Below are 26,168 nucleotides of genomic sequence, written 5' to 3' on the forward strand. Positions count from 1 at the left end.
CCGATGGTACTTCGTCTTAAGACGCGGGAGAGTAGGTCGCCGCCAGGTCTACAAGACGGACGAATCCTTCAAGTTCACAAACCCTTCCTCACGATCACTTCCGCTTAAAGTTTGCCGCGGGGTGGAGCAGCCCGGTAGCTCGTCAGGCTCATAACCTGAAGGTCACAGGTTCAAATCCTGTCCCCGCACCCAAACTTCCCGAACAGCCCCGCCTCATAAGCGGGGCTGTTCGCGTTTCCGGGCCCGGCTGACGCAAACGGGCCCGCCAATGGGCTGAAACGGCCGCCGCATGCGCCTGCGCGTCCCCTCCGAACGGAGGGGGGGCGGCGTCCATGAAGCAGGCGACATCGCGCTGCTCCAGCGGCTTTCGGGGCACATGGCCCGCGAGCAGCGGCAGGCGGAGCTGATCCGCCGCTTGATGTCCGATCCCCTGCTGCACGCGGCGGCCTGAGACATAGCAGACAGAAATGGAAACGGCCGGCCGCTCGGGCCGAGTGTCCCCAGCTGCGCCGTGGGACCGCCTCCGAATGGAGGGGAGGCAGGCGCGGTCCCCGGCGTTCGCGGCCAAGCGGTCGATTTCACGGACTTTTCACGCTCCCGGTCACGCCGGCGGAGCGGTCGCCGGGGCACCTCGGTCCCCGACGCGGCCGTCGGCGCGCGCGGTTGGGAGAGAATGCAATGAGCGTGGCGCCCGTAATCCGGAGCGGCGAGCTGGGCGTTGTGACCACGCATCGGCCGCGGGGGGACGACTGGCTCGCCCTGGCCAGCCTGCAGGCGCTGGAGCACGTGGGCGTGGCGCTGATCGTGACCGACGCCCGCGGGGGCGTGCGGGCGGTGAACGAGCGGGGACGGGACCTCCTGCGCTCCGGGTTCACCGTCCTGGACGGGCGCGTGATCGGCGCCGGCCGCGACACGGCTGCGTTCCGAGCGGCCCTCGCCGGGGCGGTCGAGCGGCGCGCGACGTCGACCGTGCGCCTGCGCGCCGCCGACGACGAGGCGGACGGGACGGCGATGCTGGTGACGCCGCTGGAGGCGGGCGACACGGGCGAGGCGCTGGCCGTCCTGATCAGCGCCGGGCCGCCGCAGCCGCTCGCCGGCGACCATCTGCGGCAGGCCTACGAGCTGACGCCGGCCGAGGCCCGGCTGCTGGTCGCCCTGGTCGAGGGCGAGCGGCTGTCCGACTACGCCGAGCGTGTCGGCGTCGGCGTCTCCACGGCGCGCACCCACCTGCGCAGCCTGTTCGCCAAGACCGGCGAAAGCCGCCAGGCGGATCTGATCCGGCGGGCCCTGACGGACCCGGCGCTGCGGCTGAACCTGCCACGTCGCGCGGCCTGACGGCGCGCCGACTACCCCTCACTCCCTGACTCGCGTACCAATGGCCGGCGCGGTCCGCTCCGGCGGAGGTTTCGCGCGCGACGCTTTACGTCGGCTCGCCGCCGGACGGGCGTGGGAGCCGGCGAGGGTGGGGGATCCGGTCTGGAGTTTGAGTCTGCTGGGGCGCTGCGAACTGCGCGCGCCCTCAGGCGCGCCGGCTACGCCCGCCACCCGAAAGGCGCTCGCCCTCCTGGCCTATCTGGTCCGCCAGCCTGAGCGCCGCGCCTCGCGCGAGCGGCTGGCCGCCCTGCTCTGGGCCGAGGTGGACGCGCCCCAGGCGGCGACGAACCTGCGCAAGGCGTTGTCGCTGCTGCGCCGGGAGAGCGAGCGGCACGGCGCGGCGGGCATTCTTGAGCGTGACGGCGACTACGTGCGCGTCGTCGCCGGCGTCCTTAGCGTCGACCTGGACGCGTTCGAGCGCGCGGCGGCCGAGGCCGAGCACGACCCCGACCGGGCCGGCGACGCCGTCGACCTCTATCACGGCGACTTCCTGCAGGACTTCGCTATCCGCGACGCATCCGAGTTCGAGATCTGGATGCTGCGCGAGCGCCAACGCCTGCGCAACCTGGCGTCCGGGCTCATGGCGACCGCCCTGGAGCGCCTGCTGGCCACGGGCGCGTCCGCCGAAGCCGCCGCGCAGGCGGCCCTGCGCGTGATCGCCTTCGACCCGTTCGAGGAGCGCGCCCACCGGGTGCTGATGCGCCTGCACGTGCGCCAGGGCCGCCCGGCGGCGGCGCTGGCGCACTATCGCGACTTCGCCTCGCACATCGGCCGCGAGCTCGGCGTGGCGCCCGAACCCGAGACCCTGCAGCTGTTCAACGAGATCCGGACCGGACGCCGGAAGACGCGTCCGGAACCGGAGACGGAGGCGGCGGGCCCGGACGAAACCGACGCCTTCGTCGCGCCCGAAGCCCCCAGCGCACGCCGCGCGTCCTGGCCGGTGCGCACGCGCGCGCTCGCCGCCGCCGTGGCCGCCGTCGCCGTGCTCGGCGTGATCGGCTTTGCGGCGTCCGCCCGGGCGCCTCGCGTCCCGGCGATCGAGTCCCTGACGCGCGTCCTGTCGGCGCGCTCGAATTTCCACCGGCCGGCCCTGTCGCCCGACGGAAATTTCCTGGTCTACAGCTCCCACCAGCTCACGCCCGGGAACCAGGACCTGTACCTGTTGGCGCTGCGCGGCGGCCGCCCCGTGCGTCTGACCAGCGACGCCGGGGTGGACGAGAACGCCGCCTGGTCGCCTGACGGGACCTCGATCGCCTTCGCGCGACGCTCGCCGGCCGAGGGCGACCTGTGCCGGATCTACACCTACCGCATGCCCGACGGCCCCGAGCGCCTCGTCGGGCGCTGCAAGGCCGTGGCCGACTCCCGGTTGGCGTGGGCGGCCGACGGGCGCGCCCTCTATTTCTCGGACAAGCCCGCGCCGGGCCGCTCCAGCGCGATCTTCCGGCTGGAGCTCGCCACCGGACAGGTCCGCGCCATCACCCAAAGCCCGGACGGCCTTTGGGGCGACGACGAGCCGGCGATCTCCCGCGACGGCCGCAAGCTCGCCTTCCTGCGGCGCGAGACCTGGGCGGCGTCGGACGTGCACGTGGTCGACCTTTCGACCGGCGAAGACCGTCAGATCACCCACGAGGGGGACCGAATCTGGGGGCTGACCTGGGACCGGACCGGCAAGGGGCTGCTGTTCTCCTCCAACCGCACCAGCGACACGGGGCTGTGGTGGGCGCCCCTGTCCGGCGGCGAGGCGCGCCGGGTCTCGAGCGGGCTGCTGGAGTTCCGCTCGCTCTCGTCGTCGCGTGATCGCGACCTTCTGGCGTTCGAGGTCGTCCGCGATCAGACCTACCTCGTCGACAAGGCCCGGCCCTCGGTCGAGCCGGAGCGGATCGGCGCGACCGCGCCGGTCAGCTCGCAGTCTTCCGAGTGGTTTCCCGCCGCGGCCTCGGACGGGGCGCTGGCCTACGTTTCCGACCGCTCGGGGGAGGAGCAGCTGTGGCTCTCGTCGGGCGGCGTGCAGCGTCCGCTGACCGGGTTCCGCAGGGTCACGATCACCGAGCCGCGGTGGTCGCCGGACGGCGCCCGGGTCGTGTTCGTCGTGGCGCGGCAGGGGGGCGGGGACGTCTATGTGGCCGACCGGGCCGGCGCCCTGTTGCGCCTGACGTCGGACGCCGCTGAGGACGCCTCGCCGGTCTGGTCCGCCGACGGCCGGCACGTCTATTTCGCGTCGAGGCGGTCGGGGGCCTGGCGGATCTGGCGCGTGCGCGCCGACGTCGGCGGCCCGGCCGAGGCGGTGACCCGCGACGGGCCGCGCGCAGTGCGCCTCGACCCGCAAGGCCGCGCCCTGTTCGTCATGCTGGACAGCCGGGCGGGGATCTGGCGCATCCCCGTCGAAGACCGCTTGGCCAAGGGGCCGGCCCGGATGTTCGAGGCCGCGCTGCAGCCGGCCGACTGGATGAACTGGGACATCGTCGGCGGATCGCTCTACTTCGCCCGCCGCGCCCCCACCGGCCAGCAGGACCGGATCAGCCGCCGCGACCTGGCGAGCGGACGCGAGACCGCGGTGGCCGACTCCGCCGGCCTGTTCCAGGTGGCGAGCTTCGCCGTGCGTCCGTCGGGCGGCCTGATCCTGACGCGCCGCGAGACGGAAATGAACGTCATGACCGCCGAGCTCGGGCGCAGCCGCTGAGGCGTCCGCCTCGGGGTTCTCGCCTCGCCGCCTCGGGGGTTCACCGCATCGACGCGCGCGGCCGCACGCCCCACCATCGTCCGCTCGGGGGATCGGAGGAGAGCCGCCCATGCACCGCCGCCTGTTCGCCTCGGCCCTGCTCGCGCTCGCGCTCGGCGCCTGCGCCTCCACGCCCCAGGTCAGCTCCGACGTCGCCCCCGGCGTCAACTTCAGCCAGTACAGCACCTACCAGTGGGCCGCCTCGACCATGCCGGCCGGCGTGGACCCGGTGCTGGGCCAGCGCGTGAAAGACGCCATCGACGGCCAGATGGCGGCCAAGGGCTACACCAAGGCCACGCCCGGCAGCCTGATCGTGATGTTCAACATGGGCGCCCACCAGGAGACCGACATCCAGAGCTACGGCGCCTGGGGCCTGGGCCTGGACGTCGAGCAGTACACCGAGGGCGTGCTGAACATCGACGTGTTCGACGCCCGCACCAAGCAGGCGATCTGGCACGGCTCGGCCAAGCAGATCCTCGGCAACAACCCCGATCCGTCAAAGATCACCGGCGTGGTGGTCCAGACCATGGCGAGCCTGCCGCCCCGCGTGGCGCCGCCGCCGGCCGCCAGCGCCGCCGGCGACTAAATCCGCGGCAGGGTCAGGATCGCCGCCAGGCCTCCGATACAGCCGAACAGGCCCAGGACCAGCATGACGGCCCGCACCCAGTGGCGCCGGGTCACCTGCGATATGCCGCCGAAGAACAGGGCGCTGGCCAGCAGCACGGAGGCCAGCACGAACCGGTCCGCGGTCGCCTTCGCGGAGCGGCCGGCGGCGAACTCGTCGCGGGCCTGGCGGACGAGGGCGGCGGATTCCGTCTGGGCGGCCTGCCGGTAGGCCGGCTCGGTGAACGGGGTCGGCGGCGCCGTCTGGGGCGAGCGCGCGCGCGCCGCGCGCCAGGCTTCGAAGTCCCTTGCGAACTCGGGGCGGAACCGCTGGCGGTAGAACTCGGCGCGGGCGTCGTCGCCGGCCGCTTCGGCGTGCAGCCAGTCGTCGAACACCAGCACGTCGACGATCATCATCTGGCCGGCGTGGGCCGACGCCTCGGACGCGTCCACGCGCAGTTCGTCGGCGCGGGTGTAGTGGGCCAACTGCTCGCCGTCCCAGCGCGACGCTTGGTAGCCGGCCCAGGCGGTTAGCAGGCCGGCGGTGGCCAGCACCACCGCGGCGACGATCTCCATGATTTCCGATCGCCGCCTGGCGGCTGCGTCGGCCTCGGTCGCCGCTTCGGGCATGGCGCGGTCACCTGAGCCTTACTGGATCCGCGTGATCTTCGCGCCCTGGACGCCGCCGCCGGCCATCAGGCCCTTCTGGCCGTAGATGAACACGTAGACACCCTTGTCCAGGTTCATGGTCGAGACCTCCTTGGCGTAGGTCTCGTCGGCGACCACCAGGGTCGGGCCGGTGCCCACCTCCCAGCCGTCGGTCTTCTGCAGGTAGGCCAGCGCCTCGTCGGTCATGAAGAACAGGGCGTAGCTGTAGGTCTCCTCGCCGATCTGCAGGCCGTACGAGGCGGAGGTCCAGCGGTAGTAGCCGCCGGGCTGGTTGCGCGCGTAGAGCACCCCTTCGCCGGTCGAGCCGCCGACCACGAAGCCGCCCTTGGTGATCTTGGGGAACACCAGCACCGCCGCGGCCTGGCCGTAGACCTTGCGCGCGGCCGGATTGCTCTCCAGCAGCTTGTCGAGCGCGGCCTTCGCCTGCGCCGGCAGCTCCGGGCTGACGCCGCTCTGGCGCGCCAGGGCCGGTGTTGCGGCGGCGGCCAGCACGAGACCGGCGAGGGTCTCGCGCCGTGAGGTCCAGCCGGGCGTGCGGATCATGACGGCCTCCTGTGTAGCGCGCACCGGAGCATGGGGGCGGGGGGCGGCATATCCGCAAAAGACCTGACCCCGCACGCGGCGCGCCCTGAGCGCGGCGCGCGCGCCGCCTGGGGCCGCAACGCGCGCCAAACTCCCGAGTTCTTCCGTCGAAGGCGTTCCCTGATCAGGAGTTCGCGCATGCCTGCCCCGACCGCCGATCGTCGCGATGGACGCATGCCCGTGGCGCGCCTCGGCGGCCGTATGCTGGCCGCCCTGGTGGTGGCGGCGGTGGCCGCCTGCGCCTCGCCCGCGCGCCTGCCGGCCGTGCCGACCGCCCTGACGGCGCAGGCGCAGACCGCCGTGCCGAACGCCCGCTACTTCCCCTCCCGCGACGACGCGGCCTTCCGGCAGGAGGCGCTGACGTCCTTCGAGCGGGAGAAGGCCTGGCTGGCCCAGTCGGGCCAGGCGGGAAAACCCCTGCCGCCGGTCGCCTTCCTGGCGGTCTCCGGCGGCGGTGACGACGGCGCCTTCGGAGCCGGCCTGCTGGTCGGCTGGACCGAGCGGGGCGACCGGCCCGAATTCAAGGGCGTGACCGGGGTCAGCACCGGCGCCCTGATCGCGCCCTTCGCCTTTCTGGGGCCGAAGTACGACCACGTGCTGAAGGAGACCTACACCGACGTCTCGGCCAAGGACATCTTCAGCAAGCGGTTCTTTACGGCGGCCCTGTTCAGCGACGCCATGGCCAGCACGGCCCCGATGCACAAGCTGGTCGACCGCTACGTCAACCGGGCCCTTCTGGACGAGATCGCCGCCGAGTACGCCAAGGGGCGGCTGCTCATGATCGGCACGACGGATCTCGATTCCCGCGAGCCGGTGGTCTGGAACATGACCGCCATCGCCGCCAGCAAGGATCCCAAGGCTCTGGACCTGTTCCGCCGCATCATGGTGGCGTCCGCGTCCATTCCCGGCGCCTTCCCGCCGGTGATGATCGACGTCACCGTCGACGGGAAGCGCTACCAGGAGATGCACGTCGACGGCGGCGCCACGCGGCAGGTGTTCCTCTATCCGCCGGCCTTCAATCTGGGTCAGTTCTCGAAGGAGGAGAACGCCGCCCGCACGCGCAACCTCTACATCATCCGCAATGCCCGCTTGGACCCGGAGTGGGCCAGCGTCGACCGGCGCACCCTCAGCATCGCCGACCGGGCGGTCTCCTCGCTGATCGCGACCCAGGGCATAGGCGACCTGGACCGCATCTATCTGACCGCCAAGCGCGACGGCCTGAACTACAACCTGGCCTACATTCCGCGCGAGTTCGACATGCCGCACACCACCCAGTTCGACACGCACTACATGCGCGCCCTGTTCGACTACGGGCACGCCATGGCGGTGAACGGCTATCCCTGGGCGAAGTACCCGCCGGACTACGGCCCGCCGGGCTGAGGGCCGAATAACAGCGGGAGGCTATTTCAGCTCCAGCACCACCGGCCCCGACACCGGATCGGTGACGCCCAGTCCGCCGCCCAGGTCCTCAAGCGTGTCGCGGAAGCTGTCCAGCGTGGCGATCATCTGCGGGCGGCCGGCGGCCAGGGCCTCCATGTCGTCCCACTCGCCGACGATGCAGTAGGCGTGCTCGCCGGTCTTGATCAGGTTGGCGTGCTGCATGCCCGGCCAATCGCGCTTCACGTTGGCGTGGGCCTGCAGAAACTCCTGGTCGCGTCCGGGCTTCACGTGAAAGCGCACGACGTTGAAGGCGGTCATGGCGGATCTCCGCGGCCATGGCGCCCCGGGGGCGGGGCGTCTTGCGAGCCGGTCGTACGACCCGGCGTGCGCGGTTTCCGTTCCCATGAAAAACGCCGCCGCAGGGACTGCGGCGGCGTTCTCGTTTCCAGCTTTCGCCGGCGGTCTCAGATCTTCGCCGGGGCGTAGCGCGGCGTCAGCCAGTGCACCACCGCCAGCGCCACCAGGTAGGTCGTGGCGGCGATGATGAACATCGGCGTGTAGCCGAAGTTCTGCTCCAGCATGGCGCCGACGAACTTCGACATGGCCATGCCGCCCAAGGCGCCGATCATGCCGCCGATGCCGATCACCGAGCCCACCGCCTTCCGCGGGAACACGTCGCTGGGCAGGGTGTAGAGGTTGGCCGAGAAGCCCTGGTGGGCGGCGGTGGCCAGACCGATGATGCCGACCGCGACCCACAGGCTCGACGCCTCGGCCGCGAAGGCCACCGGCACGGCGCACAGGGCGCACAGCAGCATGGCGTACTTGCGCGCGCTGTTCAGGCTGAGGCCGAACTTCATGAGGGTCGAGGACAGCCAACCGCCGGCGACGCTGCCGACGTCGGACATCAGGTAGATGGCCACCAGCGGCGGGCCGAAGTTCTTCAGGTCCAGGCCGTGACGCTTGCCCAGGAAATCCGGCAGCCAGAACAGGAACATCCACCAGATCGGGTCGATCAGGAACTTGCCCAGCGCGTAGGCCCAGGTCTCCCTCACGGTCAGCAGCTTGAACCAGGAGACCTTCTCGGCCGGGTCGGCCGGGTCGCTCTGGATGTAGGCCAGCTCCGCGCTGGAGACCTTCGCGTGCTTGCTCGGGTGGCGGTAGACCATCAGCCAGATCGGCAGCCAGATCAGGCCGGCCACGCCGGTGACGATGAAGGCGCCCTGCCAGCCCAGCGCCAGGTCGGTGACGATCCACGGGATCACCAGCGGAGTGACGACGGCGCCGATGTTGGTGCCGGCGTTGAACAGGCCGGTGGCGAAGGCGCGTTCCTTCTTGGGGAACCACTCGGCCACCGCCTTGATGCCGCCCGGGAAGCCGCCGCCTTCGCCGACGCCCAGCACCATGCGGGCGAAGATGAACTGGTTGAGCGAGCGGGCGCCGGCGCAGGCGATGTGCGCCACCTGCCAGATCAGGAAGGCCAGGCCGAAGCCCCAGCGGGCGCCGATCTTGTCGACGATCCGACCGAAGGCCAGGTAGGCCACCGCGTAGGTGGCCTGGAAATAGAAGACGACGTCGGCGTAGTCGGTCTCGCTCCAGCCGAACGCGTTGGTCAGGTCGCCCTTCAGCAGGCCGATCGTCTGGCGGTCGACGTAGTTGATCACCATGGCGGTGAACAGCAGGCCGACGATCACCCAGCGATAGCGTCCGACGCGCTCGCTGGGGGCGGCGACGCCTGCGGCGACGCCGACCTGTGTCTCGACGCTCAATGAACCCTCCCGGTCCTTGACGGCCCCGCTCCGGGGCCGAGCGCTTCTTCCCGTTCGTTCGTGTCCGTCTTTCCGCCGTCAGGCGGTGCGGACGTTCTTGGTGTCTTGAGTATGAGCCTGGGCCGTCACGGCGACGCAGGCGATATCGCCGCACCCGGCGAACTCGACCCGGCCGGTCTGGCCGGCGACCACGTCGTGGATGCCGGTGGCCGCGCCGGTCGAGATCAGCTGGCCGGCCTTCAGCGGGCGGCCGCGCAGCGCGCAGTGGCGAGCCAGGAATTTCAGCGCGCCCAGCGGGCCGCCGGGCAGGGAGGCCGCGCCGCCGCGGCCGACCGAGACGCCGTCCACGAAGGTCTCGCAGGTCAGGCCGTCCAGGCGCGCGCGCCAGTCGTCCACGCTCGGGCCCAGGATCAGGCCGGCGTTGTTGCCGAAGTCGGAGACGACCACGGTCGGGCCCAGGTCGTTGATGGTGGCCAGCGGGCTGCCGGCGGTCTCGATCCCCGCGTGCAGGGCCCCGACCAGGTCGGCGACCTCCTCGGTGGTCCACTCGACCTTGTCGGCCGGCGCGTCGACGCCGATGCGGAAGACGAACTCGGCCTCGACCGCGGCGAAGCCGCCGGCGAACACCGGGAACGCGACCGCCTCGCCGTTAGCGACCCAGACGGCGCGGCGGAAGATCGGGCCGGCCAGACGGGCCTGGCCGTACTTGTTCTGCAGGGCGTCGGCGATGCGGCCGACCTTCCAGCCGGCCAGCTCGTCAGGCCACAGGCCGATGGCGGCTTCCTGGGAGGCGTAGCCGGTCTCCAGGTCCGCCGGCACGTCGCCGGGGAAGTCGGGCAGGGCGGTCGCCTTCAGGCGCGCCGCTACGAATCGCGCCGCCGTGTCGGCCGGCGCCGACGCCGTCTTTTCGGCCGTTTGAACACCCACCCCGTTACTCCCCTGACTTCGGCGCGTCTTATGCGGCCGTGTTGTTGTGTCTAGAGGAAACCGGTGTCATTTTCAAATGCACCGAGCAAACTGCGGCCCGCCGGCGCTTCCCGCCGTCCGGAGATCGTGGTGAAAAAAGACCGGAGTCGGGGAGTGAAAGCTTTGACTGGAAAGACCTTCGCCGCGGTCGCGGCGCTCTGCGCGCTCGGCCTGGCCGTGCCGGCCGCCGCCGCGGCTCCCACCGCCGCCGCGCCGCAGACGGCCGCTCCCGCGACTCAACTGGCCTTCCCGGGCGCCCAGGGTTGGGCGGCCCAGACGCCGGGCGGACGCGGCGGACGGATCATCAAGGTGACCACCCTGGCCGGCGACGGCCCGGGCTCGCTTCGGGCGGCGATCGAGGCCAAGGGCCCGCGCATCGTCGTGTTCGAGGTCGGCGGGGTGATCGACCTGGGGCGCAAGACCCTGAAGATCTCCGATCCGTTCATCACCATCGCCGGCCAGACCGCGCCCTCGCCGGGGATCACGGTCATTCGCGGCGGCATGGACATCAACGCCCACGACGTGATCGTCCAGCACATCCGCATCCGCCCCGGCAGCGCCGAGCAGGGCTGGATGAGCGGCTGGGACGAGGACGGCGTCTCCACTGGCGGGGCCTACAACGTCATCGTCGACCACTGCACCCTGACCTGGGCCACCGACGAGAACCTGTCGGCCTCGGGCCCGCGCTTCACCGGCTCGACCCCGGACGACTGGCGCGCCGGCACCAGCCACGCGATCACCTTCTCCAACAACATCATCGGCGAGGGGCTGGCCTACTCCGCCCACGCCAAGGGCGAGCACTCCAAGGGCAGCCTGATCCACGACAACGTCTCGGACCTGCTGATCGTCGGCAACCTCTACGCCCATAACTACGAGCGTAATCCGCTGTTCAAGGGCGGGGTGCATGGGGTGATCGCCAACAACCTGATCTACGATCCGGGCCAGCGCGCCATCCACTACAACCTGGCTCCCGAGGAGTGGCAGGACCACGCCTACGAGGTCGGCAAGATGACCGCGGTCGGCAACGTGCTGCGCGCCGGCCCGTCGACCCCGACCGACCGGCTGGCCTTCCTGATGATCGGCGGCTCCGGCGACCTGGAGTACTACGGCAAGGACAACATCGCCGTGGACCAGGTCGGCGAACCGCTGCGCATGTTCGGCAGCTACACCACCTCGTCGGCCAAGATCGTCCAGGCCAAGAAGCCGCCGGTCTGGTGGGATGGGCTGAACCCGATGCCGGCGACCGACGTGCAGGTCTCGGTGTTGCGCAACGCCGGCGCCCGCCCCTGGGACCGCGACATGTACGACGTGCTGCTGATCGCCGAGGTCGCCGAAGGCCGCGGCCAGATCATCGACCACGAGAAGCAGGTCGGCGGCTATCCGGTGCAGGTGCCGACCTACAAGCCGTTCAACGCGGACGACTGGAACCTGAACGACATGACACCCAAGCGGCCCGAGGTCCTCGACCGTCCGGCCGTGCGGAAGGGCACGTGAGCCGGTTCGACCGGCGCGCCGTCCTGATGGGCGGCGCGTCGCTCGCGCTCGCGGCCGGCGTCGGTCCGGCGCTGGCGCAGGCGGCTCCGGCCTTCCCCGGCGCGCTCGGCTGGGCCGCGCGCACGCCGGGCGGCCGCGGCGGTCGCATCATCCGCGTCACCACGCTCGCCAGTGACGGCCCGGGCTCGTTGCGGGCCGCCGTCGCCGAGAAGGGGCCGCGCATCGTGGTCTTCGAGGTCGGCGGGGTGATCGACCTCGACCGCCGCAACATCAAGATCAACGAGCCCTTCCTGACCATCGCCGGTCAGACCGCGCCGTCGCCGGGCATCACCCTGATCCGCGGCGGCGTCGGCGTCTCGACCCACGACGTGGTGATCCGTCATATCCGCGTGCGCCCCGGCGAGGCCGGCCAGGCCAAGAAGAGCGGCTGGGAATGTGATGCGCTGGCCTGCGACCGCGCGCACGACGTGATCGTCGACCACTGCAGCCTGACCTGGGCCACGGACGAGAACCTGTCGGCCTCCGGCCCGCGCTTCGACGGCGCCGATCCGGACGCCTGGCGCGCGGCGACCTCGCGCGGGATCACCTTCTCCAACAACATCGTGGCCGAGGGGCTGTCGAACGCCACCCATTCCAAGGGCGAGCATTCCAAGGGCAGCCTGATCCACGACAACGTCACCGAGGCCCTGGTCGTCGGCAACCTCTACTCCCACAACCGCGAGCGCAATCCGCTGTTCAAGGGCGGGACTGAGGGCGTGGTGACCAACAACTTCATCTACGACCCGGGCAAGCGGGCCGTGCACTACAACCTGCACGCCAAGGAGTGGGGCGAACACCCGTTCCAGCGCGGGCGCCTCGCGGTGGTCGGCAACGTGGTGCAGGCCGGCCCCTCGACGCTGGACGGCCTGGCCCTGTTCCAGCTGGGCGGCGAGGGCGAGCTGGAGCTCTTCGCCCGCGACAACCTGGGGCTGGACCGCACCGGCGCGCCGCTGGCCGTCTTCGGGCGGTTCGGCGACAGCACGCCGGGCCTGATCGAGGCGACCGAAGCCCCGGTCTGGCCGGCCGGCTTCAAGGCCCTGTCGGCGTCGGCGGTGAAGGCGGCCGTGCTGCGCGAGGCCGGAGCCCGCCCGTGGGACCGTGACGCCGTCGACGCCCGCATCGTGCGCGAGGCGGCCGAAGGGACCGGCCAGATCATCGACAGCGAGCAGGAGGTCGGCGGCTATCCGGCGTATGCGGAGACCCGGCGCGCGTTCCGTGAGGCCGACTGGAACCTCGCCGACATGAGCCCGAAGCGGCCCGAGGTGCTGACGGCGGTGGAGTGAGGGGGCGAATGTCAGCTTTGGGTGGTGAGCGGACATTCCGAACGCTAGCGTTGCCGCCGCTAGCGATGGGGCGACGTGATGAGTGTCTTCGATTGGATTCTCGGGCGAGATCGCCCTCGCCGATCAGGGAAAGGCGCGGGTCGCGGGCGAACGTTTCAGTTCAAACCGCGATGGAAGGAAGAACTCGTGGTCACTGGGCCAGGCGGCTCTTTCGTTCTGGAGCTGCCGATGGGAGTTCTCTCCGCGTATCTGCCGACTGAGCAAGCTTGGCGCGGCAAGGCACCGGATTGGGCGATCGATCTTTGGCCCGAACTTAAGAATGACTTGGAGCAGTGGTGTCGCGAGAACCACGCGCAATTCATCATTGATGAGACCGCGACGGTTAATCCAGCCTGAGCCTAATAATGTCCGCTTTGGGTCGAAAGCGGACGTTCGAGATAGCCGCCATCAAGCCTACGGCCGGGCGCCGGCCTACGACATCAACGTCGCTCGGCAGGCTTTGAAGCGCCACGCGCCGTCGACCTTTTCGAGTAGGCAGGCTTCCTCGCGGGCGAAGGTCGGGGTGTAGCCGTAGCTGATCCACGCCACCGCGAGACGGCCGTCGGCGGTGGTCAGCGGCCGGGTGAAGGTCAGCCACTGGTTGGGCTGCGCCTCGTCCGGATCGAAGGAAATTCCGTGCGCGCGCCAGTCGCAGGCGAGCCGGTAGGCGGGGCGGGCGGCGCCGTCGGCGGCGGCCAGCTCGGCGGCCCGCGCCTGCGACAGGCCCAGGTCCTCGTACACCGCGACGTCGCGGGCGACCCACTGCTCCAGGCTTTCGACGTCCTTCGGATCCCAGCCCTTCAGCTTCTCGGCGTAGGCGGCGTGCCGCTCGGCCCGGCTGGCCGCCGGCTCGAGGTCGCGGCGCGGCTCGGGCAGCCGGATCGCCCCGGCCTCGGTGCGCACGGTCAGCTCGCCCTGGGCGACGGCGGCGAGGATGGCGCACTCGTCGGCGGTGCTGACGACCGGCTTCGGCGCGGCTTCGTAGGCGCCCGCCGGCGCGGCCAGCGCGCTCAACCAGGCGGCGGTCAGCAGAACGATCTTCCCCGGCATGGCGCAACCCCCTCTTCGACGAGGCCGGGAGCATAGCCGTTAACGGCGGGGCGCCTCTAGCCCAGCGCCCGATACCGTACGTCCCGGAAGCGCGCCTGGCCGCTCCCCGCCGCGAACAGGGCCGGGCGCAGGCTGAGGAAGTCGCCGGCCGTGTTGTGGTGATAGCCCGACACCTCCATCTGGACGTCGAACTTCTTCCAGGTGCGGCCGTCTCCGCTGTGGTGGAGGGTCACCACGTGGCGGTCGTTGGTCAGGCGCAGCCAGATCTTGCGGCCGTAGCCCTCCGGCGCGCGGGCGTTCCGCTCCAGGCCGTAGCGGTGCATGACGAACCGCTCGCCGGTCCAGCCCAGGCCGCAATAGAGCCGACGGCTGTAGAACAAGAGCACGCCGGCCTGCACGCCGGGCTCGACCTCCAGCTCGACCTCCATCTGGTAGGCCGGATCGCCGGCGACGCAGGCCAGCGGCGAGCAGTCCCGGGGCTGGGCGCCCTTGGCCGCCATCACCAGCGCGCCGTCCTGGCGCGTCAGGCGCGCCGCCTCGCCGGGCGCGGGATCGTAGAAGCCCCACTGCACGCCCAGCTTGTCGGTCGAGAAGTCGTCGGACAAGGCCAGGCCGTGGGTCAGGGCGCTCCCGCCCTTCGGCTTGGGCAAGGGCTTGGACAGGTCGCCGCCCTTGGCCCGGAACCAGCCGTCGGCGGTCCACTCGACCGGATCCAGCAGGCACTGGCGGCCCAGCGTCCAGAAGCCGTTCTCGTAGCCGTGGTAGACCATCCACCAGCCGCCGCCCGGCCCTTCGACCAGGGTGGCGTGGCCGCGCGACCACCACTTCTCGGAGTTGCGCCGGGTGCGGACGATCGGGTTGTCCGGATGGTGCTCCCACGGCCCGTGGATCGAGCGCGAACGCGCGGCGATGACCATGTGGCCGGTCGGCGGGCCGGCCGTGCCGCCGACCGCGGTGACCAGGTAGAACCAGTCGCCCCGGCGCAGCACCTTCGGCCCCTCGGGCGAGAAGCTCTCCACGTCCCAGTCGTCCGGATAGCGCCAGGGATCGTAGACGTGCTCGACCGCGCCTGCCGTGGACAGGCCGTCGTCGGCCAGGCGGATGCGGTCGCCGCCGCTCAGGAACAGCCAGCGCGAGCCGTCCTCGCCCACCGCGTGGCCGGGGTCGATGTGGTCCGGCAGGTGCAGGTCGACCGGTTCGCTCCAGGGACCTGACGGGTGGTCGGCGGTGATGACGTAGATCGAGCGTCCCTCGGGACGGCGCGCGGGAATGTAGAGGAACCAGCGGCCGGCGTGCTTGACCAGTTCCGGCGCCCACACCGAGCCGATCGGCGTCTTCAGGGCGGCGGTCACGGGCGTCCAGTTGACCAGGTCGCGCGAGCGCCAGAGCACCAGGCCCGGATACGCGTCGAACGAGGAGAAGGTCATCCACCACTCGTCGCCGTCGCGCACGATGGTGGGGTCCGGGTGGTCGCCGGCCAGGATCGGATTGAGGAAGCGCCCGTCGCCGAGGTCGGCCTTGCGCTGGCCTTCGGGGCCCTGGCCCCACGAAGGCGCGGCGATCTGCGTCGCAGCGCCGGCCGGGGGTGCGGAGGCGGCGGCTCCGCCGGCGATCAGCGCGGCCAGCGAGCCGCGGCGGGTGAGGTCGACCATCGGGCTGAAGTCTCAGGCGGCGGAAAGGGCGGTGGTCGGGTCCGCGCCCAGCCGCGCGTAGGCGGCCTCGAGCGGACGGCGGAAGCGCGGATCGGCGGCCAACGTCGACGGGAAGACGCTCGTGAGCGCCAGGAAGCGCTCGACCCCGCCGCCGGCCGTGGCGACCTCGGCCAGGGGCCCGGCCAGCGGGTCGACGATCTTCTCGCCCTCGCGCGTGCGCATCTCGACGAAGCGCATCCAGGCGGCCAGCGGCACGACCAGCCGATCGACAGAGCGGCCGGCGCCCAGAGCGTCGGCGATCGTGCCCAGGATGCGAAACGGCAGCTTCTGCGAGCCGTCCCAGGCGATCTGGGCGAGCTGATGCCGGATGGCCGGGTTGCGGAAGCGCTTCAGCACCGCCTCGGCATAGGCGTGAAGGTCCAGGCCCGCCGGCGGCGTCAGGGTGGGCGCGATGTCCTCGAGCATCATGGCCCGCACGAAGCCGGCCAGCTCGGGATCGTTCATCGCCTCCGCCACGGTGGTGTGGCCGCGCAGCAGGCCGGCGTAGGCCAGGGTCGAGTGCGGTCCGTTCAGCAGGCGCAGCTTGGCCCGCTCCCAGCCGCCGACGTCGTCGGTCAGGCTCACGCCCACCGGGGCCAGGTCCGGCGCGTCCGGGCGCATGACGTCCTCGACCACCCATTGCACGAAGGCCTCGCGCTGGATCGGCCAGGCGTCCTCGACGCCGGTGGCCGCAAGCACGCGGGCGCGCAGGGCGTCGTCGGTGGCCGGGGTGATGCTGTCGACCATGGTGCGCGGGAAGCGGCACTCCGCCTCGATCCAGGCGGCCAGGCCGGCGTCGAGCGCGCCCGCGAAGGCCTGTACCGCGTTTCGCAGCCGCACGCCGTTGTCGGCGAGGTTGTCGCAGCTCAGCACCGTCAGGCCAGGCAAGCCGGCCGCCCGGCGCAGCGCCAGGCCCGCGACCAGCCAGCCGATCGCGCTCTTCGGCGCCTCGTCCGGCGCGGTCAGGTCGTGGAAGACGTCCGGGTGGGCGGAATCCAGCACGCCCGCGCCATCCAGGCAGTAGCCCTTCTCGGTGATGGTCAGGGTGACCAGCCGCACGTGCGGCGAGGCCAGGCGGGCCAGCACGCGGCTGGGCGTCTCGGGGGCGACCAGCACCTCGCGGATCGCGCCGATCACCCGGAGCTTCGTCTCCGCCTCCAGCTCGACCAGGGTGTAGAGCCCGTCCTGCGGCTCCAGAGCGTCGCGTACGCCCGGGCTTTTCAGCGACACCGCCGAGATCGCCCAGCGCGGGTCGCGGGCCAGGAGTTCGTCGAAATAGAAGGCCTGGTGGGCGCGGTGGAAGGCGCCGGGCCCGAAGTGGACGACGCCGATCTCCGTCGCGTCGCGGTCGTAGGCGGGCTTGGCGGCGCCGCGGAGCTGGGGCAGGGCGGCTGACGAAAGGCGGCTCACAGCGTCACCCCTTGTTTCCAGACGGCGATCTCGCGTTCGCCGTTCGCCTCGGCGCGGGTTTCGCGGCCCGAGGCGGTGTCGATCACCAGGGCCATCAGCGCGTCGGTCGCGGCCTCCAGCCCGTCGCTGAGCACGCTGCCGGCGTCGAAGTCGATCCAGCGCGGCTTGCGCTCGGCCAGCGCTGTGTTCGACGCGATCTTCAGGGTCGGGGCGGGGAAGCCCAGCGGCGTGCCGCGACCGGTGGTGAACAGGATCACCGTCGCGCCCGCGGCGGTCAGGGCGGTGGAGGACACCGCGTCGTTGCCCGGCGCCTCCAAGAGCGCCAGGCCCGGCCCGCTGATCCGCTCGCCGTAGCGCAGCACCTGGGTCAGGGGCGCGCTTCCTGCCTTCTGCACCGCGCCGAGCGACTTCTCTTCCAGAGTGGTGATGCCGCCCTCGACATTGCCGGGCGAGGGGTTCTCCGACACCGGCTCGCCATGGTCGAGGAAGTAGCGCTTGAAGTCGTTGACCACCTCGACGACGCCGTCGAACACGGCGCGGTCCGTGGCGCGCGCCATCAGCAGGCGCTCGGCTCCGAAGATCTCGGGGATTTCGGTCAGCACCGGCGTGCCGCCGGCCTCGGCCACCCGGTCGGCGATACGACCGACCAGCGGGTTGGCGGTCAGGCCGGAAAAGCCGTCCGAGCCGCCGCACTTCAGGCCGATCACCAGGTCCGACAGGGGGCAGGGCTCGCGCCGGTCCTGCTCGGCGACGGCGACCAGGGCCTCGACGGCGTCCAGGCCGTCCTCGATCTCGTCGTCGGCAAGTTGCGTGTTGAAGGCGCGCAGCCGCTCGGGCGCGACGTCAGCCTCGGCGAGCAGGACGGCCAGCTGGTTGTTCTCGCAGCCCAGGCCCAGGATCAGCACGCCGCCGGCGTTCGGATGGGCGGCCAGGGCGGCGATCAGCTTGCGGGTGTGGGAGAGGTCGTCGCCCAGCTGCGAGCAGCCGAACGGGTGGGGGAAGGCGTGGACGCCGTCGACCCGCCCGGCGAACCGCTGCCCGGCCTTTTCGGCGATCCGGCGGGCGGTGTTGGCCACGCAGCCGACGGTGCACAGGATCCAGATCTCGTTGCGGGTGCCGACCCGCCCGTTGGCGCGGCGATAGCCCAGGAACTCGCCTGTGGCGGCGGGCGCGGTGGTGGCGACCGGCGGCGTCCAGGCGTAGGCGTCCACGCCCGCGAGCCCGGTTGCCAGATTGTGCGTATGCACATGGTCGCCGGCGGCGATGGCCCGCGTGGCCCGGCCGATCGGCCAGCCGTACTTCTTCACCTCCGTCCCGGCAGCGACCGCGTTCACCGCAAGCTTGTGCCCCTTCGGCACGGCGGCGCGGACCTCGATGGGGCGGCCCTCGACAAGGACGCTCTCGCCCGGTTCGAGCGAGCGAAGCGCTGTGGCCACGTCGTCGCCGGGCGCGACGCGGTGCACGGAGGGAAGGGCGGGGGACGCGGACATATGCTCAAGGTAACCGGTGTCATAAATCGCGCAAGCGGTCGTTCGGCCCAGTGGCGTGGACGCGGAGGGGCGGTTATGTAAGGACCGTTGCATTCGTCGGGGCCGAAGTGACCGTCATCAGCAAGACCGCCGCAGGCTCGGCCGAGGGTTCGACCGAGATCGAGCGCGACCGCCGCCGTCCGACCATCAACGACATCGCGCGCCTGGCCGCCGTCTCGAAGAAGACGGTGTCGCGGGTGATCAACGAGTCGCCCTTCGTGAAGGAGGAGACGCGCGCGCGGGTCAACGCGGTGATCGACGAGCTGGGCTACGTGCCCGATCCCCAGGCCCGCGGCCTGGCGTTCCGGCGCTCGTTCCTGATCGGGATGATCTACGACAACCCGAACCCGCAGTACGTCGTGAACATGCAGCAGGGCATCCTCGACGCCCTGAAGGGCTCCGGCTACGAGCTGATCATCCGCCCGGTGGTGCGCTCGGACCCCAACTTCCTCAGCGACATGCGCGCCTTCGTGGAGCGCCAGAAGCTGTTCGGCGTGGTGCTGCCGCCGTCGGTCTCCGAAGACGAGCGCCTGGCCGCCCTGCTGAACGAAATCGACTGCCCCTACGTGCGTATCGCCTCGGTGCCGCTGGACGAGGCCGAGAGCATGGTCGTCACCCACGACCACATGGGCGGCGCCGCGGCGGCCAAGCACCTGCTGGCGCACGGCCACAAGGTGATCGCCCACATTTCCGGCCCGCTGACCTTCCGCTCGGCCCACGAGCGCCGGCGCGGCTTCTGCGAGGCCCTGGCCGCCGCCGGCGTCGGCATGCCCGACGCCTACGTGATGGAAGGCGCCTACACCTTCGAGTCGGGCATGGCCTGCGGCGAGGCCCTGCTGGCCCTGTCGCCCCGGCCGACCGCCATCTTCACTGGCAACGACGAGATGGCCTCGGGCGTGCTGCAGGCCGCCCGCAAGGCCGGCTTGCGCGTGCCCGAGGACCTGTCGGTGGTCGGCTTCGACGACTTCCAGATCGCCTCGCGCCTGTGGCCGCCGCTGACCACGGTGCACGCCCCCACCACCGACGTGGGCCGCATCGCCGCCGATCGCCTCATCCGCGGCGAGGACGACGGCCGCGCCCGTCGCTACGACCCGGATTCGATCCTGCCCTACCTGGTGGTGCGCGAGTCGTCCGGTCCGGCGCCGGCCTGAAGTCAGGCCGAGCCGGTGGCGCTCGCGCCGCCGTCGCCGTCGCTGCTGGCGCCCGCGCCGCCCGAGGTGGGCAGGGCGGTGTTGAACTCGCGGTCGGCGGTGTCGGCGCAGACCAGCAGGGTCGTCTTCAGCTGGTCGCCGGTCATGGCTTTCAACCGCTCGATCCCCCGGTCGGCCCACTGCGCGTTGGAATCCCGCGCGTTCAGCCGGCCGAGGTAGTAGGCGAAGTATATCCTCAGCAGACTGTCTTCCTGGGGATTGTCCAAAGCCGCGACGGCGAAGGCCATGACGGCCATGCAACTGAGATCGCGATCGCTGGTGTCGGTCTGAGCGAAGGCGGGGGTGGTGCCCCAAACGGCCGCCAGTGCGGCCAAGGCCACGGCGGTGCGCCGCATCGGCCACTCCTACTGTGTGTCAGAGGTAACGCGGGCCGGGGAGGATCGTTCGGGCGCGGCCGCGAAGACCGCGAGCACGTTCCGCTTTCCCGTTTACAAATCACAATGACACCGGTTACCAAAGGGGCGAGGAAACACCGGAAGCGCACCAAAATGGCCAAGCCGCTCGTGCTTCATGACGACCGCCTGTTCCCGGCCGAGCCTTCGGCGCGGGCCGTTGCGCGCGAGCTGTATGCGGCGGTGAAAGGCCTGCCGATCATCAGTCCGCACGGCCACACCGATCCGTCCTGGTTCAGCGAGAACGAGTCGTTCGGCAACGCCGCGGACCTGCTGCTGGCCCCCGACCACTACCTCTACCGCATGCTCTACAGCCAGGGCGTGCCGCTGGAGCAACTGCGCGTGCCCTCCAAGCGCGGGCCCTCGGGCGCCGATCCGCGCGAGGCCTGGCGGCTGTTCGCGTCGAACATGAAGCTGTTCCGCGGCACGCCGTCGTGGCTTTGGCTGAACTACGTGTTCGCCGAGGTGTTCGGCTTCGAGATCGCCTTGGACGAGGCCACGGCCGATCTCTACTTCGACACCATCGGCGAAAAGCTGGCGACCGACGCCTTCCGCCCGCGCGCCCTGTTCGAGCGCTTCAACATCGAGGCCCTGGCGACGACCGAAGGTCCGCAGGAAAGCCTGAAGCACCACCACGCCATCCGCGACAGCGGTTGGGGCGGCAAGGTGATCACCGCCTACCGGCCCGATCCCGTGATCGACGCCGAGCACGAGCAGTTCGGCGACGCCATGGAGCGCTTCGCCCAGCTCACCGGCCAGGACGTGTGGAGCTGGCGCGGCTATCTGGACGCCCACCGCCTCCGCCGCGCCGCCTTCATCGACGCCGGCGCGACCTCGACCGACCACGGCCACCCGACCGCGACCACCGCCGACCTGGCCCCCGCCGAGGCGCAGGCCCTGTTCCACAAGATCACCGCCGGGACCTTCACCGCCGCCGAGGCGGAGCTGTTCCGGGCCCAGATGCTGACCGAGATGGCGCGCATGAGCCTGGACGACGGGCTGGTCATGCAGATCCACCCGGGCTCGTTCCGCAACCACAACCGTCTGCTGTTCGAGGCCTACGGCCGCGACAAGGGCGCCGACATCCCGCAGCCGACCGAATACGTGCGCGCGCTGAAGCCGCTGCTGGACCGGTTCGGCAACGATCCCAAGCTGTCGGTGATCGTCTTCACGCTCGACGAGACCAGCTATGCCCGCGAACTGGCGCCGCTTGCCGGCCACTATCCGATCCTGAAGCTGGGCCCGGCCTGGTGGTTCCACGACAGCCCGGAGGGCATGCGCCGCTTCCGCGAGCAGACCACCGAGACGGCCGGCTTCTACAACACGGTCGGCTTCAACGACGACACCCGCGCCTTCCTGTCGATCCCGGCCCGCCACGACCTGGCCCGCCGCGTCGACTGCGCCTTCCTGGCGCGGCTGGTGTCGGAACACCGCATGACGGTCGAGGAAGCGGCGGAAACCGCCGTCGACCTCGCCTACAACCTGCCCAAACGGGCCTACAAGCTCGACCAGACGTCGCCGGCCGGCGCGCTCGCGCCCGCCGCCTGAGGAGTCCCTTCGTGTTCAACAAGACCTACCACGCCACCCACCCCGACATGATGCAGGGCGCCAGCAATGACGACCTGCGCGCGCGCTATCTGGTGGAGGGCCTGTTCGCCGCCGACGCGATCGCCCTGAACTACACCCACAACGAGCGCATGGTGCTGGGCGGCGCCGCCCCGGTGTCGAAGACCCTCAGCCTGCCGGCCCAGACCGAGCCGGCCTCGGCCGCCGGCAAGCCGTTCCTGGAGCGCCGCGAGCTGGGCGTGGTCAATGTCGGTGACGGCGCGGGCAAGGTCAGCGTCGACGGCGTGGTCTACGACCTGCAGCCGAAGGACGGCCTGTACGTCCCGATGGGCTCGGCCGAGGTGACTTTCTCGTCGAACGACGCCGTCAACCCGGCCAAGTTCTACCTGGTCTCGACCCCGGCCCACACCCGCTACGAGGTGGTGAAGATCTCCATCGACCAGGCGGTGCCGCTGGAACGCGGCGCGCTGGAGACCTCCAACGAGCGGACCATCTACCAGTACATCGTCCCGGCCACCTGCAAGTCCTGCCAGCTGCTGCTGGGCCTGACGATCCTGAAGCCGGGCAGCGTCTGGAACACCATGCCGCCGCACCTCCACGACCGCCGCTCGGAGGTCTATTTCTACTTCGGCCTGAAGGCCGACGAGCGGGTGTTCCACTTCATGGGCGAGCCCGACCAGGCCCGTCACATCGTCATGGCCAACGACGAGGCGGTGATCAGCCCGCCCTGGTCGATCCACATGGGTTCGGGCACCTCGAACTACGCCTTCATCTGGGCGATGGGCGGCGAGAACCTCGACTACACCGACATGTGCGTCCTCGACATCTGTCAGCTGAAGTGAGGGTGGACGTGAGCAACCCCTTCAGCCTGGAAGGCAAGGTCGCCGTCGTCACCGGCGCCAACACCGGCCTCGGCCAGGGCGTGGCGGAGGCGCTGGCGAAAGCCGGCGCCGACGTCGTCGCCGTCGGCCGTACGCCGCCGGCCGACACTGAAGCCGCGGTGAAGGCCGCCGGCCGGCGCTTCCACGCCATCTCCGCCGATCTCGGCTCTATCGAGCCGGTCGAGCGCATCGTGCGCGAGACGGTGGAGACGTTGGGCGGCCTCGACATCCTGGTGAACAACGCCGGCATCATCCGCCGCGCCGACGCCATCGACTTCACCGAGGCCGACTGGGACGCGGTGATGGACGTCAACCTGAAGACGGCCTTCTTCCTGTCTCAGGCGGCGGCCCGTCACATGCTGAAGAACGGCGGCGGCAAGATCATCAACATCGCCTCGATGCTGTCCTTCCAGGGCGGCATCCGCGTGCCGTCCTACACCGCCTCCAAGAGCGGCATCGCCGGCCTGACCAAGCTTTTGGCCAACGAGTGGGCGGCCAAGGGCGTCAACGTCAACGCCATCGCGCCGGGCTACTTCGAGACCAACAACACCGAGGCCCTGCGCAAGGACGAGAGCCGCAATCGCGACATCCTCGCCCGCATCCCGGCCGGCCGCTGGGGCGACCCCTCGGACCTGGGCGGCGCGGCGGTGTTCCTGGCCTCGCGCGCCGCCGACTACGTGCACGGAACCATTCTGCCGGTGGACGGGGGATGGTTGGCGCGTTGACCGGATTGTCGGCGGCGAGGGCGGAGACGTCGGCGCCGCCGACCAGCCGTCACGTGCGCCAGAACGTGAGCCTCCTCGCCGGCCTGCTCGGCGAGGCGATCCGCTATCTCGACGGCGAGGCCGCCGCCGCCCTGGTCGACGGGGCGCGTACGGCCGCAGCCAAGGGCGAGGCCCGCTTCGACCAGCTCAGTGCAGAGGACGCGGTCTATCTGGCCCGTGCCTTCGCCTGCCATGCGATCCTGGGCGCCGTCGCCGAGGACGTCGCGGGCCGCAGGCGACACGCCGAATTCGAAGCCGGTCCGAACGACCGGCCGCTGTCCCTGCCGGCGGCGGTCGCCGCCTTGAAGGGCGAGGGCGTCTCGGCCGAGGAGATCACTGAGGCGCTAGGGCGGCTGAACGTCGTCCCGGTGCTGACCGCCCATCCCAGCGAAATGCGCCGGCGCAGCGTGCTGGACCGCGAGGGCGAGATCTCGCGCCTGCTGTCGCTGCGTCGCCACCACAATCCGCGCGACGTCGACCGCCGCATCCAGGACGAGCTGTTCCGCGAGATCGCCATCCTGTGGAAGACCCGCCTGCAGCGGCCCGAGCGCATCACCGTCGACGACGAGGTGCGCAACACCCTCTCGATCGTGCGCCGTTCGATCCTGCCGGCCCTGGTCGAGCTGTACGAGCGCTGGGCGGTCGAACTGGAGGACGACGACCTGCCGGTGGTCCTGCGACTGGGCTCGTGGCTGGGCGGCGACCGCGACGGCCACCCGGGCGTCGACGCAGACACGCTTGAGCGGGCGCTGCGCCGCCAGGCCGGTCTGATCCTCGACTTCTACGCCGCCGAGGTGCGCCGGCTGTCCTCGGACCTGGCCTTCTGTTCGGGCCTGATCAGCGTCTCGCCGGAGGTCGCGGTCATGGCCGAGCGCTCCGGCGAGCACTCCGTCCACCGCGCCGACGAGCCCTACCGGCGCGCCCTGTGCGGGATGGAGCGGCGTCTGAGCGCCACCCGCGCGCGCCTGTACGGCGAGAAGGTGGCCGGCCCCTCCTACGACGGTCCGCAGGATTTCATCGCCGACCTGGAGACCGTGCGCGCCTCGCTGGTCGCCAACGGCGGCGAGCGGCTGGTCGGGGCGGCGCTGAAGACCCTGCTGAAGATCGCGCGCGCCTGCGGATTCCACCTGATGTCGGTGGACCTGCGCCAGAACGCCGACGTGCACGAGCGGGTGATCGCCGAACTGCTCCAGAAGGCGTCGCCGGGACCCGACTACCGCACCCTCGACGAGCCCGAACGGGTGCGCCTGCTGCTGCAGGAGCTGGCCCACGAGCGGCCGCTGCGCTCACCCTTCGCCCGCTATTCCGACGAGACGGAGCGCGAGCTGAAGGTGTTCGACGCCGCCGCCGAGGCCCTGCGCCGGTTCGGCCCGCAGGCGCTGGGCGGCTACATCGTTTCCAAGTCGGAGAGCGTCTCCGACATCCTCGAGCCCTACGTGCTGTTCAAGCAGGCCGGCCTGGTGGTCGGCGGGACCGAGCCGGCCGCCTCGCTGCGGGTCGCGCCCCTGTTCGAGACCATCGACGACCTGGCCCGCGGGCCGCAGGTCATCGCCGACTGGCTGGCCCTGCCTGCCGCCCGCCCGCTGCTGGGCGAGGCGGCGGTGCAGGAGGTGATGATCGGCTATTCCGACTCCAACAAAGACGGCGGCTATGTCGCCTCGCGCCGGGCGGCGTGGGAGGCGGCCTCGAGCCTGGCCCAAACCTGCGCGGACGCCGGCGTGCGGCTGCAGCTGTTCCATGGCCGCGGCGGCTCGGTCGGCCGCGGCGGCGGCTCCGCGTCCGAGGCCATGCTGGCCCAGCCGCCGGGTTCGGTGCGAGGGCGTGTGCGCCTGACCGAGCAGGGCGAGATGATCGCCCGGAAGTTCGGCGACGCACCCACCGCCCGGCGCAATCTCGACAGCCTGGTCGCCGCCGTGGCCCTGGCGTCGCAGACGCGCGGCGGGGAGGGGAGGGCGCCTGCGCCCCAGTCCGCCGCCCTGGCCGGCCTGGCGCAGGAATCCTTCGCCGCCTACCGGGCGCTGGTCTACGACGACCCGGCCTTCGAGGACTTCTTCTGGAGCGCTACCCCGATCGCCGAGATCGCGGGGCTGAAGATCGGCAGCCGCCCGGCCTCGCGCAGCGCGTCGCGCAGGATCGAGCACCTGCGGGCCATCCCCTGGGTGTTCAGCTGGTCGCAGGCGCGGTTCATGCTGCCGGGCTGGTACGGCTTCGCCACAGGGGTGCGGCGCTCGGGCCTCTCCACCGCGCGGCTGGGCGACCTCGCCGCCGAGTCGGAGTTCTTCGCCGGCCTGCTCTCCAACATGGAGCAGGCCTTGGCCCAGAGCGACATGGACGTGGCGGCCCGTTACGCGGCTCTGTTCCCGGACCAGGAGGCGTCGAGGCGCATCTTCGACACGATCCGGCGTGAGCACGACGAGGCCTGCGCGCTGGCCTTGGCGGCCCGGGGCGGGACTCGCCTGCTCGACAACCAGCCGCACCTGGCCGAGTCGGTCGAGCTGGGGGCGGCGGTGCTGGATCCCTTGAACGGCCTGCAACTGGAGCTGCTGGCGCGGCGGCGCCGGGGCGACGAGTCGGCCGCCGTGACGCTGGGCGTGCAGCTGACGGTCAACGGGATCGCGGCGGGCCTGCGTAACACCGGTTGATCACATCTGTGGCGGTTGTGTGACAGTCTGGTCGTTTCCCGACGGCCCCGCTCTTGCCACTTTCCAGACTCAAGCGTTAGGGTGATTGATACCGGTGTCAGAAGAACACGCCTCGCCG

23 protein-coding genes and 1 tRNA gene are annotated in these 26,168 nt (G+C 71.1%); 14 read left to right on the forward strand and 10 right to left on the reverse strand.

The annotated features are described in order from the left end of the window. Positions 1-115: 115 nt before the first annotated feature. The 5 genes from H8B08_RS12915 to H8B08_RS12935 all read left to right on the forward strand — a co-directional run bounded on the left by H8B08_RS12915 (position 116) and on the right by H8B08_RS12935 (position 4,679). Positions 116-192, forward strand: a tRNA-Met gene (locus H8B08_RS12915). A gap of 97 nt (positions 193-289) precedes the next feature. Then, positions 290-451: a hypothetical protein gene (locus H8B08_RS12920; protein WP_187450613.1), complete on the forward strand. Its 162-nt coding sequence runs from the start codon at positions 290-292 to the stop codon at positions 449-451. Between the two features lie 227 nt (positions 452-678). After that, the gene (locus H8B08_RS12925) at positions 679-1,335 is read left to right on the forward strand and encodes a hypothetical protein (protein ID WP_187450614.1); all 657 of its coding nucleotides are present in this window, start codon (positions 679-681) and stop codon (positions 1,333-1,335) included. 148 nt (positions 1,336-1,483) lie between these two features. Next, positions 1,484-4,054, forward strand: coding sequence for a BTAD domain-containing putative transcriptional regulator (locus tag H8B08_RS12930; RefSeq protein ID WP_187450615.1), 2,571 nt, complete (start codon positions 1,484-1,486; stop codon positions 4,052-4,054). Between the two features lie 109 nt (positions 4,055-4,163). Next, complete coding sequence (locus H8B08_RS12935) at positions 4,164-4,679, forward strand: DUF4136 domain-containing protein (RefSeq protein ID WP_187450616.1); 516 nt, start codon at positions 4,164-4,166, stop codon at positions 4,677-4,679. Here the strand turns inward: H8B08_RS12935 and H8B08_RS12940 are convergent. Both H8B08_RS12940 and H8B08_RS12945 read right to left on the reverse strand, forming a co-directional pair. Further along, positions 4,676-5,326 (reverse strand): DUF4337 family protein, encoded by a 651-nt coding sequence (locus tag H8B08_RS12940; RefSeq protein WP_187450617.1) that lies wholly within the window; start codon positions 5,324-5,326, stop codon positions 4,676-4,678. The genes H8B08_RS12935 and H8B08_RS12940 overlap by 4 nt on opposite strands. An 18-nt stretch (positions 5,327-5,344) precedes the next feature. Then, positions 5,345-5,908, reverse strand: coding sequence for a YSC84-related protein (locus tag H8B08_RS12945; protein WP_187450618.1), 564 nt, complete (start codon positions 5,906-5,908; stop codon positions 5,345-5,347). Positions 5,909-6,085: 177 nt separating this feature from the next. On the opposite strand from H8B08_RS12945, the gene H8B08_RS12950 reads away from it, so the two are divergent. Continuing rightward, positions 6,086-7,327 carry a patatin-like phospholipase family protein gene (locus H8B08_RS12950; protein ID WP_222934464.1) on the forward strand — a complete coding sequence of 414 codons (1,242 nt, stop codon included), beginning with the start codon at positions 6,086-6,088 and terminating at the stop codon, positions 7,325-7,327. A gap of 21 nt (positions 7,328-7,348) precedes the next feature. Here H8B08_RS12950 and H8B08_RS12955 read toward each other — a convergent pair whose 3' ends face one another. The 3 genes from H8B08_RS12955 to H8B08_RS12965 form a co-directional block, all read right to left on the reverse strand. After that, positions 7,349-7,645, reverse strand: a complete 297-nt coding sequence (locus tag H8B08_RS12955) for an antibiotic biosynthesis monooxygenase (protein WP_187450619.1) — start codon at positions 7,643-7,645, stop codon at positions 7,349-7,351. 146 nt (positions 7,646-7,791) lie between these two features. Further along, the gene (locus H8B08_RS12960; RefSeq protein WP_255500825.1) at positions 7,792-9,093 is read right to left on the reverse strand and encodes an MFS transporter; all 1,302 of its coding nucleotides are present in this window, start codon (positions 9,091-9,093) and stop codon (positions 7,792-7,794) included. A 78-nt stretch (positions 9,094-9,171) separates the two neighbouring features. Beyond that, complete coding sequence (locus H8B08_RS12965; protein WP_187450620.1) at positions 9,172-10,020, reverse strand: 2-keto-4-pentenoate hydratase; 849 nt, start codon at positions 10,018-10,020, stop codon at positions 9,172-9,174. Positions 10,021-10,173: 153 nt separating this feature from the next. On the opposite strand from H8B08_RS12965, the gene H8B08_RS12970 reads away from it, so the two are divergent. From H8B08_RS12970 to H8B08_RS12980, 3 genes are all read left to right on the forward strand, one after another. Next, positions 10,174-11,553 carry a pectate lyase gene (locus H8B08_RS12970; protein ID WP_187450621.1) on the forward strand — a complete coding sequence of 460 codons (1,380 nt, stop codon included), beginning with the start codon at positions 10,174-10,176 and terminating at the stop codon, positions 11,551-11,553. Beyond that, complete coding sequence (locus H8B08_RS12975) at positions 11,550-12,875, forward strand: polysaccharide lyase family 1 protein (RefSeq protein WP_222934465.1); 1,326 nt, start codon at positions 11,550-11,552, stop codon at positions 12,873-12,875. The genes H8B08_RS12970 and H8B08_RS12975 overlap by 4 nt, the downstream gene beginning before the upstream one ends. Positions 12,876-12,953: 78 nt before the next feature. Next, a complete protein-coding gene (locus tag H8B08_RS12980; RefSeq protein ID WP_222934466.1) occupies positions 12,954-13,271 on the forward strand; it encodes a hypothetical protein in 318 nt (105 codons plus the stop codon). Positions 13,272-13,346: 75 nt separating this feature from the next. Here H8B08_RS12980 and H8B08_RS12985 read toward each other — a convergent pair whose 3' ends face one another. The 4 genes from H8B08_RS12985 to H8B08_RS13000 are packed head-to-tail and all read right to left on the reverse strand — an operon-like array spanning position 13,347 to position 18,555. Continuing rightward, positions 13,347-13,964, reverse strand: coding sequence for a hypothetical protein (locus H8B08_RS12985; protein ID WP_187450622.1), 618 nt, complete (start codon positions 13,962-13,964; stop codon positions 13,347-13,349). 56 nt (positions 13,965-14,020) lie between these two features. Next, positions 14,021-15,616: a family 43 glycosylhydrolase gene (locus H8B08_RS12990; protein ID WP_187450623.1), complete on the reverse strand. Its 1,596-nt coding sequence runs from the start codon at positions 15,614-15,616 to the stop codon at positions 14,021-14,023. Positions 15,617-15,628: 12 nt separating this feature from the next. Then, complete coding sequence (locus H8B08_RS12995; protein ID WP_370545469.1) at positions 15,629-17,065, reverse strand: mannitol dehydrogenase family protein; 1,437 nt, start codon at positions 17,063-17,065, stop codon at positions 15,629-15,631. Continuing rightward, positions 17,062-18,555: a UxaA family hydrolase gene (locus H8B08_RS13000; RefSeq protein ID WP_187450624.1), complete on the reverse strand. Its 1,494-nt coding sequence runs from the start codon at positions 18,553-18,555 to the stop codon at positions 17,062-17,064. The genes H8B08_RS12995 and H8B08_RS13000 overlap by 4 nt, the downstream gene beginning before the upstream one ends. A gap of 116 nt (positions 18,556-18,671) precedes the next feature. On the opposite strand from H8B08_RS13000, the gene H8B08_RS13005 reads away from it, so the two are divergent. Next, positions 18,672-19,745 carry a LacI family DNA-binding transcriptional regulator gene (locus H8B08_RS13005; protein ID WP_187450708.1) on the forward strand — a complete coding sequence of 358 codons (1,074 nt, stop codon included), beginning with the start codon at positions 18,672-18,674 and terminating at the stop codon, positions 19,743-19,745. Positions 19,746-19,747: 2 nt separating this feature from the next. Here the strand turns inward: H8B08_RS13005 and H8B08_RS13010 are convergent, their stop codons facing one another. Then, entirely contained in the window at positions 19,748-20,140 is a 393-nt protein-coding gene (locus H8B08_RS13010; protein WP_187450625.1) for a hypothetical protein, read from the reverse strand. A gap of 153 nt (positions 20,141-20,293) precedes the next feature. On the opposite strand from H8B08_RS13010, the gene uxaC reads away from it, so the two are divergent. The 4 genes from uxaC (at position 20,294) to ppc (ending at position 26,050) form a co-directional block, all read left to right on the forward strand. Continuing rightward, positions 20,294-21,745 (forward strand): glucuronate isomerase, encoded by a 1,452-nt coding sequence (uxaC, locus tag H8B08_RS13015; RefSeq protein ID WP_187450626.1) that lies wholly within the window; start codon positions 20,294-20,296, stop codon positions 21,743-21,745. A gap of 11 nt (positions 21,746-21,756) precedes the next feature. Continuing rightward, entirely contained in the window at positions 21,757-22,605 is an 849-nt protein-coding gene (gene kduI, locus H8B08_RS13020) for a 5-dehydro-4-deoxy-D-glucuronate isomerase (protein ID WP_187450627.1), read from the forward strand. Between the two features lie 8 nt (positions 22,606-22,613). Further along, positions 22,614-23,369 carry a 2-dehydro-3-deoxy-D-gluconate 5-dehydrogenase KduD gene (gene kduD / locus H8B08_RS13025; RefSeq protein WP_187450628.1) on the forward strand — a complete coding sequence of 252 codons (756 nt, stop codon included), beginning with the start codon at positions 22,614-22,616 and terminating at the stop codon, positions 23,367-23,369. Between the two features lie 65 nt (positions 23,370-23,434). Then, on the forward strand, positions 23,435-26,050 hold the full coding sequence (gene ppc / locus H8B08_RS13030; protein WP_370545470.1) for a phosphoenolpyruvate carboxylase: 2,616 nt from the start codon (positions 23,435-23,437) through the stop codon (positions 26,048-26,050). Positions 26,051-26,168 lie beyond the last annotated feature (118 nt).

It is taken from the genome of Caulobacter sp. 17J80-11 (assembly GCF_014349105.1).
In the GTDB taxonomy this organism is placed as follows: Bacteria; Pseudomonadota; Alphaproteobacteria; order Caulobacterales; family Caulobacteraceae; genus 17J80-11.